The 17,544-nt window shown below is 67.5% G+C and carries 13 protein-coding genes and 1 tRNA gene; 2 read left to right on the top strand and 12 right to left on the bottom strand.

Features of this window, described 5'->3' with window-relative positions:
* Nucleotides 1-5: 5 nt before the first annotated feature.
* The 12 genes from rpsG to ACWD4A_RS12595 form a co-directional block, all read right to left on the bottom strand.
* Nucleotides 6-476 (bottom strand): 30S ribosomal protein S7, encoded by a 471-nt coding sequence (gene rpsG / locus ACWD4A_RS12650; protein WP_030368420.1) that lies wholly within the window; start codon nt 474-476, stop codon nt 6-8.
* A 2-nt stretch (nt 477-478) separates the two neighbouring features.
* Nucleotides 479-850, bottom strand: coding sequence for a 30S ribosomal protein S12 (gene rpsL / locus ACWD4A_RS12645; RefSeq protein ID WP_003948652.1), 372 nt, complete (start codon nt 848-850; stop codon nt 479-481).
* 436 nt (nt 851-1,286) lie between these two features.
* Nucleotides 1,287-5,186 (bottom strand): DNA-directed RNA polymerase subunit beta', encoded by a 3,900-nt coding sequence (locus tag ACWD4A_RS12640; protein WP_451192902.1) that lies wholly within the window; start codon nt 5,184-5,186, stop codon nt 1,287-1,289.
* 159 nt (nt 5,187-5,345) lie between these two features.
* The gene (gene rpoB, locus ACWD4A_RS12635) at nt 5,346-8,828 is read right to left on the bottom strand and encodes a DNA-directed RNA polymerase subunit beta (RefSeq protein ID WP_451192900.1); all 3,483 of its coding nucleotides are present in this window, start codon (nt 8,826-8,828) and stop codon (nt 5,346-5,348) included.
* Nucleotides 8,829-9,419: 591 nt separating this feature from the next.
* Nucleotides 9,420-9,803, bottom strand: a complete 384-nt coding sequence (gene rplL, locus ACWD4A_RS12630) for a 50S ribosomal protein L7/L12 (protein ID WP_451192898.1) — start codon at nt 9,801-9,803, stop codon at nt 9,420-9,422.
* Between the two features lie 113 nt (nt 9,804-9,916).
* On the bottom strand, nt 9,917-10,447 hold the full coding sequence (gene rplJ / locus ACWD4A_RS12625) for a 50S ribosomal protein L10 (RefSeq protein ID WP_451192895.1): 531 nt from the start codon (nt 10,445-10,447) through the stop codon (nt 9,917-9,919).
* Between the two features lie 277 nt (nt 10,448-10,724).
* Complete coding sequence (locus tag ACWD4A_RS12620; protein WP_451192892.1) at nt 10,725-11,639, bottom strand: DUF1396 domain-containing protein; 915 nt, start codon at nt 11,637-11,639, stop codon at nt 10,725-10,727.
* Between the two features lie 224 nt (nt 11,640-11,863).
* Entirely contained in the window at nt 11,864-12,580 is a 717-nt protein-coding gene (gene rplA, locus ACWD4A_RS12615; protein WP_095581190.1) for a 50S ribosomal protein L1, read from the bottom strand.
* A 77-nt stretch (nt 12,581-12,657) separates the two neighbouring features.
* Entirely contained in the window at nt 12,658-13,092 is a 435-nt protein-coding gene (gene rplK / locus ACWD4A_RS12610; protein ID WP_344090679.1) for a 50S ribosomal protein L11, read from the bottom strand.
* A 162-nt stretch (nt 13,093-13,254) separates the two neighbouring features.
* Nucleotides 13,255-14,139, bottom strand: a complete 885-nt coding sequence (nusG, locus tag ACWD4A_RS12605) for a transcription termination/antitermination protein NusG (RefSeq protein WP_451192889.1) — start codon at nt 14,137-14,139, stop codon at nt 13,255-13,257.
* An 80-nt stretch (nt 14,140-14,219) separates the two neighbouring features.
* Nucleotides 14,220-14,510 carry a preprotein translocase subunit SecE gene (gene secE, locus ACWD4A_RS12600; RefSeq protein ID WP_451192886.1) on the bottom strand — a complete coding sequence of 97 codons (291 nt, stop codon included), beginning with the start codon at nt 14,508-14,510 and terminating at the stop codon, nt 14,220-14,222.
* Between the two features lie 108 nt (nt 14,511-14,618).
* Nucleotides 14,619-14,691 (bottom strand) — tRNA-Trp (locus ACWD4A_RS12595).
* A gap of 197 nt (nt 14,692-14,888) precedes the next feature.
* Between ACWD4A_RS12595 and ACWD4A_RS12590 the strand changes: the two genes are divergently transcribed.
* Together ACWD4A_RS12590 and ACWD4A_RS12585 are read left to right on the top strand one after the other, a co-directional pair.
* Entirely contained in the window at nt 14,889-16,133 is a 1,245-nt protein-coding gene (locus ACWD4A_RS12590; protein WP_451192883.1) for a pyridoxal phosphate-dependent aminotransferase, read from the top strand.
* A gap of 121 nt (nt 16,134-16,254) precedes the next feature.
* Nucleotides 16,255-17,274, top strand: a complete 1,020-nt coding sequence (locus tag ACWD4A_RS12585) for an adenosine deaminase (protein ID WP_451192881.1) — start codon at nt 16,255-16,257, stop codon at nt 17,272-17,274.
* The last annotated feature ends 270 nt before the right edge of the window (nt 17,275-17,544 follow it).

The raw sequence follows: 17,544 nt of genomic DNA, 5'->3' as shown, positions 1-17,544 counted from the left end.
AGCGACTACCAGCGGTAGTGCGCGAAGGCCTTGTTGGACTCGGCCATCTTGTGCGTGTCCTCACGCTTCTTGACCGCAGCGCCCAGACCGTTGGAGGCGTCCAGGAGCTCGTTCATGAGGCGCTCGGTCATCGTCTTCTCGCGACGGGCGCGGGAGTAACCCACCACCCAGCGGAGCGCGAGGGTGGAGGCGCGGCCCGGACGGACCTCGACCGGCACCTGGTAGGTGGCGCCACCGACACGGCGGGACTTGACCTCGAGAGCCGGCTTGACGTTCTCGAGGGCGCGCTTGAGGGTGATGACCGGGTCGTTACCGGTCTTCTCGCGCAGACCCTCCATGGCGCCGTACACGATGCGCTCGGCGGTGGAGCGCTTTCCGTGCAGCAGGATCTTGTTGATCAGGGAGGTGACAAGAGGAGAACCGTAGACCGGGTCGATGATGACCGGGCGCTTCGGGGCGGGGCCCTTACGAGGCATTCTTACTTCTCCTTCTTGGCGCCGTAGCGGCTGCGAGCCTGCTTACGGTTCTTGACGCCCTGCGTGTCGAGGGAGCCGCGGATGATCTTGTAGCGAACACCCGGCAGGTCCTTCACACGGCCACCGCGCACGAGCACGATCGAGTGCTCCTGCAGGTTGTGACCCTCACCCGGAATGTAAGCGGTGACCTCGATGCCGGAGGTCAGACGCACACGCGCGACCTTACGGAGCGCCGAGTTCGGCTTCTTCGGGGTGGTCGTGAAAACACGCGTGCAGACGCCACGACGCTGGGGCGAACCCTCGAGTGCGGGCGTCTTGTTCTTCTCGACCTTGTCCTGCCGGCCCTTTCGGACCAGCTGCTGGATCGTAGGCACCGTTTCTCCGGTTTCTGTGTGCCGATCACGATAAAACTAACCTGGGAGCGACACCGACCCACGCGGTCGGGTGTGTCGAAGGCTGTAGACCCCCGCCGGAGGCGGAAGGGCACAGATTTCGGTGTCTCGGACCGGTGACCGGTCCGGGCCCCTCGCACGGTCTAACGGCACGCACGAGAGCCCAGGGACACCCCAGGCACAAGCTCAGAGCCTACCTAGCGCATGGGCTGCGGTCAAAACAAATGCACACGCGGTGGACACTCCGACGGGTGCGTCACGACGTCGCCCGGGGCCCGTTTTTCCGGGCCTACCACGGGTGTTCGACCCGGCGCCGGAGATCACGACCACCCTACCGGCCGAACGAGTGAGAGCGACGACACGCCGCAGGGCGGCCACCCTCGAAAGGGTGACCGCCCTGCGGTTCTCGACTTGCGTCCTACTGGTTGTACGGACCGTAGTCGTAGTCCTCCAGCGGGACCGCCTGGCCGGAGCCGGTGCCGAAGGGCGAGTAGTCGATGTCGTCGTAACCGACGGCCGAGTACATCGCGGCCTTGGCCTCCTCGGTGGGCTCCACCCGGATGTTGCGGTAACGGGACAGACCCGTACCGGCCGGGATGAGCTTACCGATGATGACGTTCTCCTTGAGGCCGATCAGGGAGTCCGACTTGGCGTTGATCGCCGCGTCGGTGAGCACCCGGGTCGTCTCCTGGAAGGACGCCGCCGACAGCCACGACTCGGTGGCGAGCGAGGCCTTGGTGATACCCATCAGCTGCGGACGGCCGGAGGCGGGGTGACCGCCCTCGGTGACCACACGACGGTTCTCGGACTCGAAGCGCGAGCGCTCCACGAGCTCGCCCGGCAGCAGCTCCGCGTCGCCGGACTCGATGATCGTCACGCGGCGCAGCATCTGCCGGATGATGATCTCGATGTGCTTGTCGTGGATCGACACACCCTGCGAGTTGTAGACCTTCTGGACCTCGCCGACCAGGTGCACCTGGACGGCGCGCTGACCGAGGATGCGCAGGACGTCGTGCGGGTTGGTGGCACCCACGGTGAGCTTCTGGCCCACCTCGACGTGCTCGCCCTCGGACACCAGCAGACGGGCACGCTTGGAGATGCCGAAGGCGGTCTCCTCGGAGCCGTCGTCCGGGGTGACGACGAGCTTCTTGGTCTTCTCGGTCTCCTCGATACGGACGCGGCCGGCCGCCTCCGAGATCGGGGCGACACCCTTGGGCGTACGGGCTTCGAAGAGCTCGACGACTCGGGGCAGACCCTGGGTGATGTCGTCACCGGCCACACCACCGGTGTGGAAGGTACGCATCGTCAGCTGGGTACCGGGCTCACCGATGGACTGGGCCGCGATGATGCCGACGGCCTCACCGATGTCGACCAGCTTGCCGGTGGCCAGCGAACGGCCGTAGCAGAAGGCACAGGTGCCGACCGCGGACTCACAGGTGAGGACCGAACGGGTCTTGACCGTCTCGACGCCGTGGGCGACGAGCTGGTCGATGAGGACATCGCCCAGGTCGACGTTGGCCGGCGCGATGACCTTGCCGTCGATGACGACGTCCTCGGCCAGCATGCGGGCGTAGACGCTGGTCTCGACGTCGTCCGCCTTGCGGAGCACGCCGTCGGCGCCCTTGGCCGCGATCTGGAGCTTGAGGCCGCGCTCGGTGCCGCAGTCCTCCTCGCGGATGATCACGTCCTGCGAGACGTCCACCAGACGACGGGTCAGGTAACCCGAGTCGGCGGTACGGAGGGCGGTGTCCGCGAGACCCTTACGGGCACCGTGGGTGGAGATGAAGTACTCCAGCACGGAGAGACCCTCACGGAACGACGCCTTGATGGGTCGCGGGATGGTCTCGTTCTTCGCGTTCGACACCAGACCACGCATACCGGCGATCTGACGCATCTGCATCATGTTTCCTCGGGCACCCGAGTCAACCATCATGAAGATGGGGTTCGTCTTGGGGAAGTTCGCGTTCATCGCCTCGGCAACCTCGTTGGTCGCCTTGGTCCAGATCGCGATGAGCTCCTGCGTGCGCTCGTCCTTGGTGATCAGACCGCGCTCGTACTGCTTCTGGACCTTCTCGTCCTGCGCCTCGTAGCCCTTGACGATCTCCTTCTTCGCCTCGGGAACGACGATGTCGGAGACCGACACGGTGACGCCGGAACGGGTCGCCCAGTGGAAGCCGGCCGCCTTCAGGTTGTCGAGCGTCGCCGCCACGATGACCTTGGGGTAGCGCTCGGCCAGGTCGTTGACGATCTCGGAGAGCTGCTTCTTGCCCACCGAGTAGTCGACGAACGGGTAGTCCTCGGGCAGCAGCTCGTTGAAGAGCGCGCGGCCCAGGGTGGTGCGCAGGCGGAAGCTGTCGCCCTGCTGCCACTCCGGCTCGCCCTCCTCCACGGCCGGCGGGGTCCAGCCACGCGGCGGGACGGTGCCGATCGGGAAGCGGATGTCGACCTTCGCCTGGAGCGAGAGCTCCCGGGCGTCGAAGGCCATGATCGCCTCGGCGGTGGAACCGAAGGACCGGCCCTCGCCGATGACCTTGCGCTCCTTCTCATCCGTGGTGAGGAAGAACAGACCGAGCACCATGTCCTGGGTCGGCATGGTGACCGGACGGCCGTCGGCCGGCTTGAGGATGTTGTTCGAGGACAGCATCAGGATGCGGGCCTCGGCCTGCGCCTCCGCGGAGAGCGGCAGGTGGACGGCCATCTGGTCACCGTCGAAGTCCGCGTTGAACGCGGTGCAGACGAGCGGGTGGATCTGGATGGCCTTGCCCTCGACCAGCTGCGGCTCGAAGGCCTGGATGCCGAGGCGGTGCAGCGTGGGCGCACGGTTCAGCAGCACCGGGTGCTCGGCGATGACCTCTTCGAGGACGTCGTACACGACGGTGCGGCCGCGCTCGACCATGCGCTTGGCCGACTTGATGTTCTGCGCGTGGTTCAGGTCGACCAGGCGCTTCATCACGAACGGCTTGAAGAGCTCCAGCGCCATGGCCTTGGGCAGACCGCACTGGTGCAGCTTCAGCTGCGGGCCGACGACGATGACGGAACGCGCCGAGTAGTCGACTCGCTTGCCGAGCAGGTTCTGACGGAAGCGACCCTGCTTGCCCTTGAGCATGTCGGACAGCGACTTCAGCGGACGGTTGCCGGGGCCCGTGACCGGGCGACCACGACGGCCGTTGTCGAAGAGCGCGTCGACGGCCTCCTGAAGCATGCGCTTCTCGTTGTTCACGATGATCTCGGGGGCACCGAGGTCAAGGAGACGCTTGAGGCGGTTGTTGCGGTTGATGACGCGGCGGTACAGGTCGTTCAGGTCGGAGGTCGCGAAGCGGCCACCGTCCAGCTGCACCATCGGACGCAGGTCCGGCGGGATCACGGGGATGCAGTCGAGCACCATGCCGCTGGGGCTGTTGCGGGTCTGCAGGAAGGCGGAGACGACCTTGAGGCGCTTGAGCGCACGGGTCTTCTTCTGGCCCTTGCCGGTCCGGATGATCTCGCGGAGGCGCTCGGCCTCCTCGTCCAGGTCGAAGGACTCCAGGCGCTTCTGCAGCGCGGCGGCGCCCATCGCACCCATGAAGTAGGTGCCGAAGCGGTCGCGCAGCTCGCGGTAGAGCAGCTCGTCGCCCTCGAGGTCCTGGACCTTGAGGTTCTTGAAGCGGCTCCACACCTCGTCGAGGCGGTCGATCTCGCGCTGGGCGCGGTCGCGCAGCTGCTTCATCTCGCGCTCGGCGCCCTCGCGCACCTTGCGGCGCACATCGGCCTTGGCGCCCTCGGCCTCGAGCTCGGCCAGGTCGGACTCGAGCTTCTTGGCGCGGGCCTCCAGGTCGGCGTCGCGGCGCTGCTCGATCTGCTGACGCTCGACGGAGACATGGGCCTCCAGCGAGGGCAGGTCGCGCGTCCGGCGCTCCTCGTCCACCCACGTGATCATGTAGGCGGCGAAGTAGATGACCTTCTCGAGGTCCTTCGGGGCGAGGTCGAGCAGGTAGCCCAGGCGCGACGGGACGCCCTTGAAGTACCAGATGTGGGTGACGGGAGCGGCGAGCTCGATGTGGCCCATCCGCTCACGGCGCACCTTGGCGCGGGTGACCTCGACGCCACAGCGCTCACAGATGATGCCCTTGAAGCGGACACGCTTGTACTTGCCGCAGTAGCACTCCCAGTCCCGGGTCGGACCGAAGATCTTCTCGCAGAAGAGTCCGTCCTTTTCGGGCTTCAGGGTGCGGTAGTTGATGGTCTCCGGCTTCTTGACCTCGCCGTGGGACCAGGTACGGATGTCGTCCGCGGTCGCCAGGCCGATCCGCAGCTCGTCGAAGAAGTTGACGTCGAGCACTTGTCGTCAATCCCTCTTTCAGGGTTCGTGCCCCTCGCGTGAGCGAGAAATGGGGCTCTACATCATGGTCTGGGGGTCCGGATGGGGGTCTCTCCCGCCGGCCTCACGGCCTTGGGGAGAGGTGGGGGCTCCGTTTCACGGGAGCCCCCACCAGACCCGTCAGACCTCTTCGACGCTGCTCGGCTCGCGCCGGGACAGGTCGATTCCGAGCTCTTCCGCAGCGCGGAAGACGTCCTCGTCCGTGTCGCGCATCTCGATGGACATGCCGTCCGAGGACAGCACCTCCACGTTGAGGCACAGGGACTGCATTTCCTTGATGAGCACCTTGAAGGACTCGGGAATGCCGGGCTCGGGGATGTTCTCGCCCTTGACGATGGCCTCGTAGACCTTCACGCGGCCGGTGACGTCGTCGGACTTGATGGTCAGCAGCTCCTGGAGGGCGTATGCGGCGCCGTATGCCTCCAGCGCCCACACCTCCATCTCACCGAAGCGCTGGCCACCGAACTGAGCCTTACCACCCAGCGGCTGCTGGGTGATCATGGAGTACGGGCCGGTCGAACGCGCGTGCAGCTTGTCGTCGACCAGGTGGTGCAGCTTGAGGATGTACATGTACCCGACCGAGATCGGGTCCGGGAACGGCTCACCGGAGCGGCCGTCGAACATCCGGGCCTTGCCGGAGGGCAGGACCAGGCGGTCACCGTCGCGGTTGGGGATCGTGGACTCGAAGAGACCGGCGATCTCGTCCTCGCGGGCGCCGTCGAAGACCGGGGTCGCGACGTTGGTGCCGGCGGCGACATCGTCGGCGCCGATCGCCTGGAGGCGCTTCATCCAGTCCTCGTCGCCCTCGACCTTCCAGCCGCGGCTGGCGAGCCAGCCGAGGTGGATCTCGAGGACCTGTCCCGGGTTCATTCGGGACGGGACACCGAGCGGGTTGAGGATGATGTCGACCGGGGTGCCGTCCTCGAGGAAGGGCATGTCCTCGACCGGAAGGATCTTGGAGATGACACCCTTGTTGCCGTGGCGGCCGGCGAGCTTGTCACCGTCGGTGATCTTGCGCTTCTGCGCGACGTAGACGCGGACCAGCTGGTTCACGCCCGGCGGCAGCTCGTCGCCCTCTTCGCGGTCGAAGACGCGGACGCCGATGACCTTGCCGATCTCACCGTGCGGCACCTTCAGCGAGGTGTCACGGACCTCACGGGCCTTCTCACCGAAGATCGCGCGGAGCAGGCGCTCCTCCGGGGTCAGCTCGGTCTCGCCCTTGGGCGTGACCTTGCCGACGAGGATGTCGCCGGCGACGACCTCGGCACCGATACGGATGATGCCGCGCTCGTCGAGGTCGGCGAGGACCTCCTCGGAGACGTTCGGGATGTCCCGGGTGATCTCCTCCGGGCCGAGCTTGGTGTCACGGGCGTCGACCTCGTGCTCCTCGATGTGGATCGAGGAGAGGACGTCGTCCTGCACGAGGCGCTGCGACAGGATGATCGCGTCCTCGTAGTTGTGACCCTCCCACGGCATGAACGCCACGAGCAGGTTCTTGCCGAGGGCCATCTCGCCCTCGTCCGTGGACGGACCGTCGGCGAGCACCTGGCCGGAGACGACCCGGGCGCCCTCGTCGACGACGACCTTCTGGTTGAAGGACGTGCCCTGGTTGGAGCGGGAGAACTTGGCGACCCGGTACGTGTTGTACGTGCCGTCGTCGTTGGCGACGGTGACGTAGTCCGCGGAGACCTCCTGGACCACACCGTCCTTCTCCGCCTTGATGACGTCACCGGCGTCGACCGCGCAGCGGTACTCCATGCCGGTGCCGACCAGCGGGGCCTCCGCCTTGATCAGCGGAACGGCCTGGCGCATCATGTTCGATCCCATGAGCGCGCGGTTGGCGTCGTCGTGCTCGAGGAACGGGATCATGGCGGTCGCGACGGACACCATCTGACGCGGGGAGACGTCCATGTAGTCGACGTCGTCGCCGGCGATGTAGTCGATCTCGCCACCACGGCGGCGGACCAGCACGCGGGACTCGGCGTAACGCATGTCCTCGGTGAGGGGGGCGTTCGCCTGCGCGATGACGAAGCGGTCTTCCTCGTCGGCAGTCAGGTAGTCCACGTCGTCGGTGACGACACCGTTGACGACCTTGCGGTACGGGGTCTCGACGAAACCGAACGCGTTGACGCGGCCGTACGAGGCGAGCGAGCCGATCAGACCGATGTTCGGGCCTTCGGGCGTCTCGATCGGGCACATGCGGCCGTAGTGCGACGGGTGGACGTCTCGGACCTCGAAGCCGGCCCGCTCACGGGACAGACCACCCGGGCCCAGCGCGGACAGACGGCGCTTGTGGGTCAGGCCCGACAGCGGGTTCGTCTGGTCCATGAACTGGGACAGCTGGCTGGTGCCGAAGAACTCCTTGATGGAGGCGACGACCGGCCGGATGTTGATCAGGGTCTGCGGCGTGATCGCCTCGACGTCCTGGGTGGTCATCCGCTCGCGGACGACGCGCTCCATACGAGCCAGACCCGTGCGGACCTGGTTCTGGATGAGCTCGCCGACGTTGCGCAGACGACGGTTGCCGAAGTGGTCGATGTCGTCGGTCTCGACGACGATCGAGGTGCCGTTCTCGCCGACCGTCTCCAGCTCACCCGCGTGCAGCTTGACCAGGTACTTGATCGTCGCGATGACGTCGTCCGTGGTCAGCACACCGGCGTCGAGGGGGGCGTCCGCGCCGAGCTTCTTGTTGACCTTGTAGCGGCCGACCTTCGCGAGGTCGTAGCGCTTCGGGTTGAAGTAGAGGTTCTCGAGCAGCGTCTGCGCGGCCTCGCGCGTCGGCGGCTCGCCCGGACGCAGCTTGCGGTAGATGTCGAGCAGCGCGTCGTCCTGGCCCTGGGTGTGGTCCTTCTCCAGGGTGGCGCGCATGGACTCGTACTCGCCGAACTCCTCGAGGATCTGCTCGGTCGTCCAACCGAGAGCCTTGAGCAGGACGGTCACGGACTGCTTGCGCTTGCGGTCGATGCGGACACCGACCATGTCGCGCTTGTCGACCTCCATCTCCAGCCAGGCACCCCGGGACGGGATGATCTTGGCGGTGAAGATGTCCTTGTCGGACGTCTTGTCGATGGAGGAGTCGAAGTAGACACCCGGCGAGCGGACCAGCTGCGAGACGACGACACGCTCGGTGCCGTTGATGCAGAAGGTGCCCTTGTTGGTCATGAGCGGGAAGTCGCCCATGAAGACCGTCTGCGACTTGATCTCGCCGGTCTCGTTGTTGGTGAATTCAGCCGTGACGAAGAGCGGGGCCGCGTACGTGAAGTCGCGCTCCTTGCACTCGTCGATGGAGTTCTTCGGCGGCTCGAAGCGGTGATCGCGGAAGGTCAGGGACATCGACCCGGAGAAGTCCTCGATCGGGGAGATCTCTTCGAAGATCTCCTCCAGACCGGACTTGGTGGGGACGTCCTGACCGCTGTCCAGCGCAGCCTCGACGCGAGCCTTCCAGGCGGCATTGCCGAGCAGCCAGTCGAAGCTCTCGGTCTGCAGCGCAAGGAGGTTCGGAACCTCGAGGGGCTCCTTGATCTTCGCAAAAGAGATGCGCAGCGGGGCGGTGCTGGCGCCGGTGTTCGTATTGGCAGTCGAGGCGTTGCGCGAGGCGGCCAAGAGGGGGTCCTTCCGAGGGCTCGGACTCACTACGCGCGTACCGGCCCCACTGCGTGCAATTGGATAGGAAATCCCAGCTCAGCGGGTTTCCATCGGCAGTGCTCGACAGTGGGCATGCCCCTGGTGACGGGCAGGGAGCAGCTAACAGGCAGCGCAAAGGGTCAGTGTAGCCACTTGGCCCACTGATGTCCAGAGCGGATTTCCGGAGACCGGTGCGATACCAATCTCTCCCTCCGGGATCCTGTTGTTCCTCATTGCCTGGAGCAAGGCTTCCCTCTTCGCCGCCGATCCATGCCTCGGGCTGCGGATCGATGTGACGACGCGTCCTGAGAATTGCGCGCGGCGTGCCGTTCGTCAAGGCCCCTCGGCCCCCGGGCGCCTCCCGTGGCGCCCCCTCGGCCGCCGCCGGACCGCCTTCCCAAGCGCTCCCGACAGACAACGAAGATCACCATACTCGCCCGGACGCCCGGGGCAAGGCAGCCGTCGCGGGAACGCCCAAGGGCGACCACCCGCATGGGTGATCGCCCTTGAAACTTACACGCTCCCGGGACGTGCCCGGTCGCGCAGGAGAGAGTCAGCAGACTCCGAAGGTCACTTGACCTCGACGGAGGCGCCGGCGCCCTTGAGGGCCTCGGCGGCCTTCTCCGCGGCGTCCTTGGCAACCTTCTCGAGGACCGGCTTCGGGGTGCCGTCGACGAGGTCCTTGGCCTCCTTCAGACCCAGGGAGGTCAGCTCGCGCACGACCTTGATGACCTGGATCTTCTTGTCACCGGCGGCGGTGAGGATGACGTCGAACTCGTCCTGCTCCTCGACGGCCTCAGCGGCGGCAGCGGCGCCACCGGCGGCGGCAACGGCGACCGGGGCAGCGGCGGTGACGTCGAACTTCTCCTCGAACGCCTTGACGAACGCGGCCAGGTCGATGAGGGTCATGTCCTCGAACTGAGCGAGCAGGTCTTCCTGAGAGAGCTTCGCCATGATGGGCGATCCTTCCACTAAATCGGCTGGTGCCGGATGTACATGAAGGCGGGCGTACTGTCGGCCCGCTGCGATCGGCGCCTCAAGCGGCGCTGATCAATGCGCGAGCCGAATTACTCGGCACCGCCCTGCTCGGCCTGCTTGGCACGAAGCGCCTCCGCGGTGCGGACGAACTTCGAGGGAAGCGCCTGGAAGAGCGCGGCAGCCTGGGACTGCTTGCCCTTCATGGCGCCCGCCAGCTTGGCGAGCAGAACCTCGCGGGACTCGAGGTCCGCAAGCTTCTTGATCTCATCGGCGGACAGCGCCTTGCCATCAAGGACACCGCCCTTGATGATCAGGTTGGGGTTGTCCTTGGCGAAGTCACGCAGACCCTTCGCCGACTCCACCGGGTCACCGGTGACGAAGGCGACGGCCGTCGGACCAGCGAAGAGCTCGTCCTCCAGCGTGATCCCGGCCTCGTTGGCCGCAATCTTGGTCAGCGTGTTCTTCACCACGGCGTACTGGGCGTTCTCACCGAGCGAACGACGCAGCGTCTTGAGCTGCGCCACGGTGAGACCGCGGTACTCGGTCAGCACGGCGGCGTTGGAGCTGCGGAACTTGTCCGTCAGCTCGGCAACCGCGGCGGACTTGTCGGGCCTCGCCATGAGCCTCGGCCTCCTTCCGGGTGATTCGGACCGCATAGGCGCGAGAAGGGACCTGGGCAAAACGAAACGCCCCGGCGCGGGCGCTCGGGGCGTGACTCGACCGTTCGGACGCGACGTCCTTGCGGGAGTTCGACTCCAGATCACCTGCGCAGGTCGCCCGCAGCTAGCGGATCCTTCGGCCACCACACCTTCACGATGAAGGCACAGCAACGACCAGCGGTCTTTGGCTTCTGGAACAAGGTACGGGACGTGACACGCCGAAGCAAATCGACCGTGATCAGGCGCTGTCGGCGCCCTTCGCCGCCTTCGCGGCCTTCCCCAGCTCGGCGAGGTCCATGACCTCGGAGGCGGGCGGCGCCTCCACCGTGACCGGCTTGTTGACGTCGACGAACTTCATGGTCAGGTCCAGCGGGCCCTTGGTCGTCGTGGACCGGGTGCGGAACTGCTTGGTGTGGTCCTGCCCGTCGACCCAGATGTCCATCTGGAGCTTGTCGGCGCCCATCTTCGCGTACTGCTCCAGGTTCTTCTCCCGGCGCTGCCGTACGTCGGCGGGCTTGTCCTTCAGGCTCTCGCGCATCTGGTCGAGGGTGACGGTGCCGGTGTAGTGGGTGGTCTTCACCCCGTCGACGGTCTCCTCGCCGACCTTGGTGAGGTCCTTGGCGCTGCCGATGCCGCTCGCCTCGTCCGCCGGGTTCCGTTCGGCCTGGCCGCCGAGCGACGCCTTGGAGCTTCCGGCGCCCTGGAGGCCGGACAGGTCGAGCTTGAGCCAGCGCGACTCGCCGTCCGCCTCGTTGGCCGCCTTCATGTAGAAGGCGCCGTCGAGGGCCCGGAGCTCGACCGTGCCGGACTCGTCGGCCGAGGCGCCCTTGACCTTCATCTTCATGCGCATGGCCCGCGACTTCACGTCCATGGCCGCTTCGCCGTCGACGGTGCCGCTCTCGGGCATCTGCCCGGTCATGGTGTACGAGAGCGAGGTGATGCCCTCGGTCTTGGCGGTGGCCCGCCGCACCGCGGCCAGGGTCGTCCCGTCGGCGGGCTTCTGGGCGCCCTGACGGCCGCCGTCCTTCGCCGCCACCGACCCGCTCGCCGCCGGTGCCGCCTTGCTCTCCCCCGAGCCCGAGCAGGCCACGGTGCCGCACAGCAGCGAAACGGACAGCACGGCACCCGCCGCGTTGCGGTAGGTCGAACGCATTGGTCCCCCCAAGATCCTCGAAATACGACATCGACCGCCAAATACGATCACATGGCGATCATCAGGATCGTAGTCCCCACCCCTGACAGCGGCCCATCGAATTAACGGATACCGAACAAACGGCCCGGACAAAGGGCTCGCGCAAAAGAGCCGGGCCCCGCACCTCCGAAGAGGTGCGGGGCCCGGCTCCGCGATCGATGCGCTACACGCTACGAGCGGTCGTTTCAGACCGTCTCGTCCTCGACGAGGAGGTTGCGGGTGCGGTTGGAGTCCAGCGGGATGCTGGGGCCCATCGTCGTCGTCATGGTCGCCTTCTTGATGTAGCGACCCTTCGCGGCGGACGGCTTGAGGCGGGTGATCTCCTCGAGCGCCGCGGCGTAGTTCTCGACCAGCTTGGCCTCGTCGAACGACACCTTGCCGATGATGAAGTGCAGGTTCGAGTGCTTGTCGACGCGGAACTCGATCTTGCCGCCCTTGATGTCCGTGACAGCCTTCGCCACGTCCGGGGTGACCGTGCCGGTCTTCGGGTTCGGCATCAGACCACGCGGACCGAGCACGCGGCCGAGGCGGCCGACCTTGCCCATGAGGTCCGGGGTGGCGACGACGGCGTCGAAGTCCAGACGGCCCTTCGCAACCTCGTCGATCAGTTCGTCGGAGCCGACGATGTCGGCGCCCGCGGCTTCCGCGGCCGCAGCACGGTCACCGGTCGCGAAGACCAGGACCCGGGCGGTCTTGCCGGTGCCGTGCGGGAGGTTCACGGTGCCGCGGACCATCTGGTCGGCCTTGCGCGGGTCGACACCCAGGCGCATGGCAACCTCGACGGTCGCGTCGAACTTGGTGGCGGAGGTGTCCTTCGCGAGACGGACGGCCTCGAGGGGGGCGTACAGGCGCTCCGCCTCGACCTTGGCGTCCGCAGCGCGGAGAGTCTTGCTGCGCTTCACTGCTTCTCCTCAGTGCTGAATGGAGTCGTGGTACGGACCAGCGCGGTCCTGCCACGGGTACTGCGGGTGGGAGGCTGTCAGCCCTCGACCGTGATGCCCATGGAACGGGCGGTGCCGGCGATGATCTTCTCGGCGGCGTCCAGGTCGTTGGCGTTCAGGTCGGGCATCTTCGTGGTGGCGATGTCACGGACCTGGTCGCGGGTGATCTTCGCGACCTTCTTGGTGTGCGGCTCGCCGGAGCCCTTCTCCACGCCCGCGGCCTTGAGGATCAGCTTCGCGGCCGGCGGAGTCTTGGTGACGAAGGTGAAGGAACGGTCTTCGTAGACCGTGATCTCCACCGGCACGACCATGCCACGCTGCGACTCGGTCGCGGCGTTGTAGGCCTTGCAGAACTCCATGATGTTGACGCCGTGCTGACCCAGCGCGGGGCCGACCGGCGGGGCCGGGTTGGCGGCACCGGCGCTGATCTGGAGCTTGATAAGCCCCGTGATCTTCTTCTTCTTGGGAGGCATTGCTCTCTCCGGGTCCTAGTGAGAGTTTTTTGCCATGCGCACAGTGCGCGCAGGCATACCGCACCACGATAACGGGTAACATGCTGCGGCCAAAAACCGAGCAGGTCAGACGGGCTGCGAGCAGCCGGTCTGACCTGTTCGGAAGCTGGTGTCCGGAAGAAGCTAGTTCTTCTGGATCTGGTCGAAGCTGAGCTCGACCGGGGTCTCGCGGCCGAAGATCTCGACGAGGCCCTTGACCTTCTTCGAGTCGGCGTTGATCTCGTTGATCGTGGCCTGCAGCGTGGCGAACGGGCCGTCCGTGACGGTGACCGAGTCGCCGACCTCGAAGTCCAGCACCTGGACCTCGACCTTGCGCTGCGGGACGGGCTTGCCCTCGGCCTCGGCGGCCTCGCGGGCGGCCTTCTCCTCGGCCTCCGGGGCGAGCATCTTGACGATCTCGTCCAGGGTCAGCGGGTACGGGTCGTAGGCGTTGCCGACGAAGCCGGTGACACCCGGGGTGTTGCGGACGACGCCCCAGGACTCGTTCGTCAGGTCCATGCGCACCAGGACGTAGCCGGGGAGCTTGTTCTGACGGACGGTGCGGCGGTCGCCGTTCTTGATCTGGACGACCTCTTCCTGCGGCACCTCGGCCTGGAAGATGTAGTCCTCGACGTTGAGCGAGACGGCGCGCTGCTCGAGGTTGGTCTTCACGCGGTTCTCGTAACCCGCGTAGGTGTGGATGACGTACCACTCGCCGGGCAGACCGCGCAGCTCGTCGCGGAGTGCGGCGACGGGGTCGACCGGGGCCGGCTCCTCGGCGGGTGCCTCGTCGGCCTCGACCGCGGCGGCGGCCTCGGACTCGGCGTCGCCCTCTACGTGGATGGCGGCCTGCTCCGCGGGCTCACCGGCGGCGGCGTCCTCGGCATCGAGCTCGTCGATGCCGTCGGCGTTCTCGACGATCTCCTGCGCGGTGTCGTCGCCCTCGACCTCGGCCGAGACAGCCGCGTCCACGTCGGCCTCTGCCGCCTCGACGGAGTCGACGGCGTCGTTCAGGTTCGGGTCAGACACGTGGCTGCTTCTTCCTGGCTTCAAGGGGTGGAACGTGCGAAGAGGCGGTCCCCCCTGGGGAGGCCGCCTTACGCGCGGGTTCAGCCGAAGACGTACTTGACGGCTTGGGAGAACCCATAGTCAATCACGGTGACCAGGCCAATGACGATGACGACAAAGACGATCACCACGGTGGTGTACGTCGACAGCTGACTCCGGGTGGGCCAGACGACCTTGCGGAGTTCGGCGACGATCTGACGGTAGAAGAGTGCGAGGCGGCCGAAGGGGCCCTTCTTCCCGCGCTTTCCACCACGGCGGCCCTTCTTGGTGGCCACCTCGTCCTCAGGACGACCGCTCTCAGGCGTCGCGGTGGAGCCAAGGGCTTCCGTCACTACGTCCTCACCTGAATCCGGGTCGTGACCGTGCCGCGCCCGGTTGAGCCGCACGGCGGTGCATTTCAGTACGTACGCATGCACGCACCCTGGAAACGATGCGTGTAGCAGGGCCGAAGGGACTTGAACCCCCAACCGCTGGTTTTGGAGACCAGTGCTCTACCAATTGAGCTACGACCCTTTGTGGTTCCCCCAACCTACCGCATCCGGGCGTACGCACGGAGTGCGTGCACTGGATGCGCCGGTGAGGGGCCAACGACGGTTGAGTGTACGTGCTCCGCGGGCCCGCGTCGAACAGCGCCACCCTGGGCCCTCCCGGACCGTCCGCTGCGCGCAACGCATGTGCCCCCTTCGTCCCCCGTCTGCGACGATGCCTGCATGACCGCTGCGACTCCTTCCGAGCCCCCCGTACAGTCCCCCACCGAGCGCCGGGTGTCGGCCCGTATCGGATCGATCTCCGAGTCGGCGACCCTCGCCGTGGACGCCAAGGCGAAGGCCCTCAAGGCCGCCGGACGCCCGGTGATCGGCTTCGGCGCGGGCGAGCCCGACTTCCCCACGCCCGGCTACATCGTCGAGGCCGCGGTGGAGGCGTGCCGCACCCCGAAGTACCACCGCTACACGCCGGCCGGCGGCCTGCCCGAGCTGAAGGCCGCGATCGCCGCCAAGACACTGCGCGACTCCGGCTACGAGGTCGACGCCTCCCAGGTGCTGGTCACCAACGGCGGCAAGCAGGCCATCTACCAGGCGTTCGCCGCCATCCTCGACCCGGGCGACGAGGTCATCGTGCCCGCGCCGTACTGGACCACCTACCCGGAGTCGATCCGCCTCGCGGGCGGCGTGCCGGTCGAGGTCGTCGCGGACGAGACCACCGGCTACCGCGTCTCCGTCGAGCAGCTGGAGGCGGCCCGCACCGAGCGGACCAAGGTCCTGCTCTTCGTCTCCCCGTCGAACCCGACCGGCGCGGTCTACAGCCGCGAGCAGGTCGAGGAGATCGGCCGCTGGGCCGCCGAGCACGGTCTGTGGGTGCTCACCGACGAGATCTACGAGCACCTGGTCTACGGCGACGCCGAGTTCTGCTCGCTGCCGGTGGTCGTGCCGGAGCTGCGCGATAAGTGCATCGTGGTCAACGGTGTCGCCAAGACGTACGCGATGACGGGCTGGCGCGTGGGCTGGATCATCGGCCCGAACGACGTGGTCAAGGCCGCGACCAACCTGCAGTCGCACGCGACCTCCAACGTCTCCAACGTGGCGCAGGTCGCCGCGCTGGCCGCCGTCTCCGGTGACCTGGAGGCCGTCGCGGAGATGCGGAAGGCGTTCGACCGCCGCCGCCGGACGATCACGCGGATGCTCAACGAGATCGACGGCGTGCTCTGCCCGGAGCCGGAGGGCGCGTTCTACGCCTACCCGTCCGTGAAGGGGCTGCTCGGCAAGGAGATCCGCGGCAAGCGGCCCGCCACCTCCGTGGAGCTGGCCGCCCTGATCCTCGACGAGGTCGAGGTCGCGGTGGTGCCGGGCGAGGCCTTCGGCACGCCGGGCTACCTGCGGCTCTCGTACGCCCTGGGCGACGAGGACCTGGTCGAGGGCGTCTCCCGGATCCAGAAGCTGCTGGCCGAGGCCAAGTAGCGCGACACTCCCCCGATGCGGGCCCCCGGCTGCGGCCGGGGGCCCGCATTTGCTTTCGGTTCCGCCTCCGATCAGGGAAAGTGCCTTCCGGTCACCCCGTCCCGTGCGGCAGGATCGGCCAATGGAGAACGTTCGCGACGTCCGTACGCTGCCGAAGGCCCATCTGCACCTGCACTTCACCGGGTCGATGCGCCCGTCGACGCTGCTGGAGCTGGCCGACAAGTACGGGGTGCACCTGCCCGACGCGCTGAGCGGCGGCGAGCCCCCACAGCTGCGGGCCACGGACGAGCGGGGCTGGTTCCGCTTCCAGCGGCTCTACGACATCGCCCGGTCCTGCCTGCGCTCCCCCGAGGACATCCGGCGGCTGGTGCGCGAGGCCGCCGAGGAGGACGTGCGCGACGGCTCGGGCTGGCTGGAGATCCAGGTCGACCCCACCTCGTACGCGCCGCGGCTCGGCGGGCTGATCCCGGCCCTGGAGATCATCCTGGACGCCGTCGACAGCGCGTCGCGGGACACCGGTCTCGGCATGCGCGTCATCGTCGCCGCGAACCGCATGAAGCACCCGCTGGACGCCCGCACGCTGGCCCGGCTCGCCGTGCGCTACGCGGACCGGGGGGTCATCGGCTTCGGGCTCTCCAACGACGAGCGGCGCGGGCTCGCCCGGGACTTCGACCGCGCCTTCGAGATCGCCCGGGAGGGTGGTCTCCTCGCCGCGCCGCACGGCGGCGAGCTGGCGGGCCCCGGCAGCGTCCGCGACTGCCTGGACGACCTGCGCGCGGGCCGCGTCGGACACGGCGTCCGCGCGGCGGAGGACCCCAGGCTGCTCCGCAAGCTCGCGGAGCGGGGGGTGACGTGCGAGGTCTGCCCGTCCTCGAACGTGGCCCTGGGCGTCTACGAGAAGCCGTCCGACGTGCCGCTGCGCACGCTGTACGAGGCGGGCGTGCCGATAGCGCTCGGCGCGGACGACCCGCTCCTCTTCGGCTCCCGGCTGGCCGCGCAGTACGCGCTGGCGCGCGAGCATCACGGCTTCACGGACGTGGAACTGGCGGAGCTGGCCCGCCAGTCGATCCGCGGCTCACGGGCCCCGGAGCCCGTGCGGGCGGCACTCCTGACGGGGGTGGACACCTGGCTGGCGGCGTAGCCCGTACCGGTGTCCTCAAACTCCCCCAGCTACTTCCCCCAGACTCCGTCCGGGGGGACCCCCAGGAGGTGCCCCCAGGACGGGCTGGATGTGCGGACCGCGGCTCTTCGGCCTGCGGCCCGCAGGCTGCGGACTACGCCGGCAAAATCAGCCCGTCCGGCGATTGAGGACGCGGCCGAAGGGCGCTCCCGCCGCAGGCGGCAGACGGCCCGCAGACTCAAGGCCACGGCTGGCAAGCCAGCCCGTCCGGCGATTGAGGACGCGGCCGCA

The sequence above is a fragment of the Streptomyces sp. NPDC002537 genome, from assembly GCF_053594975.1.
This window is presented reverse-complemented; position numbering and strand designations above follow the sequence as displayed.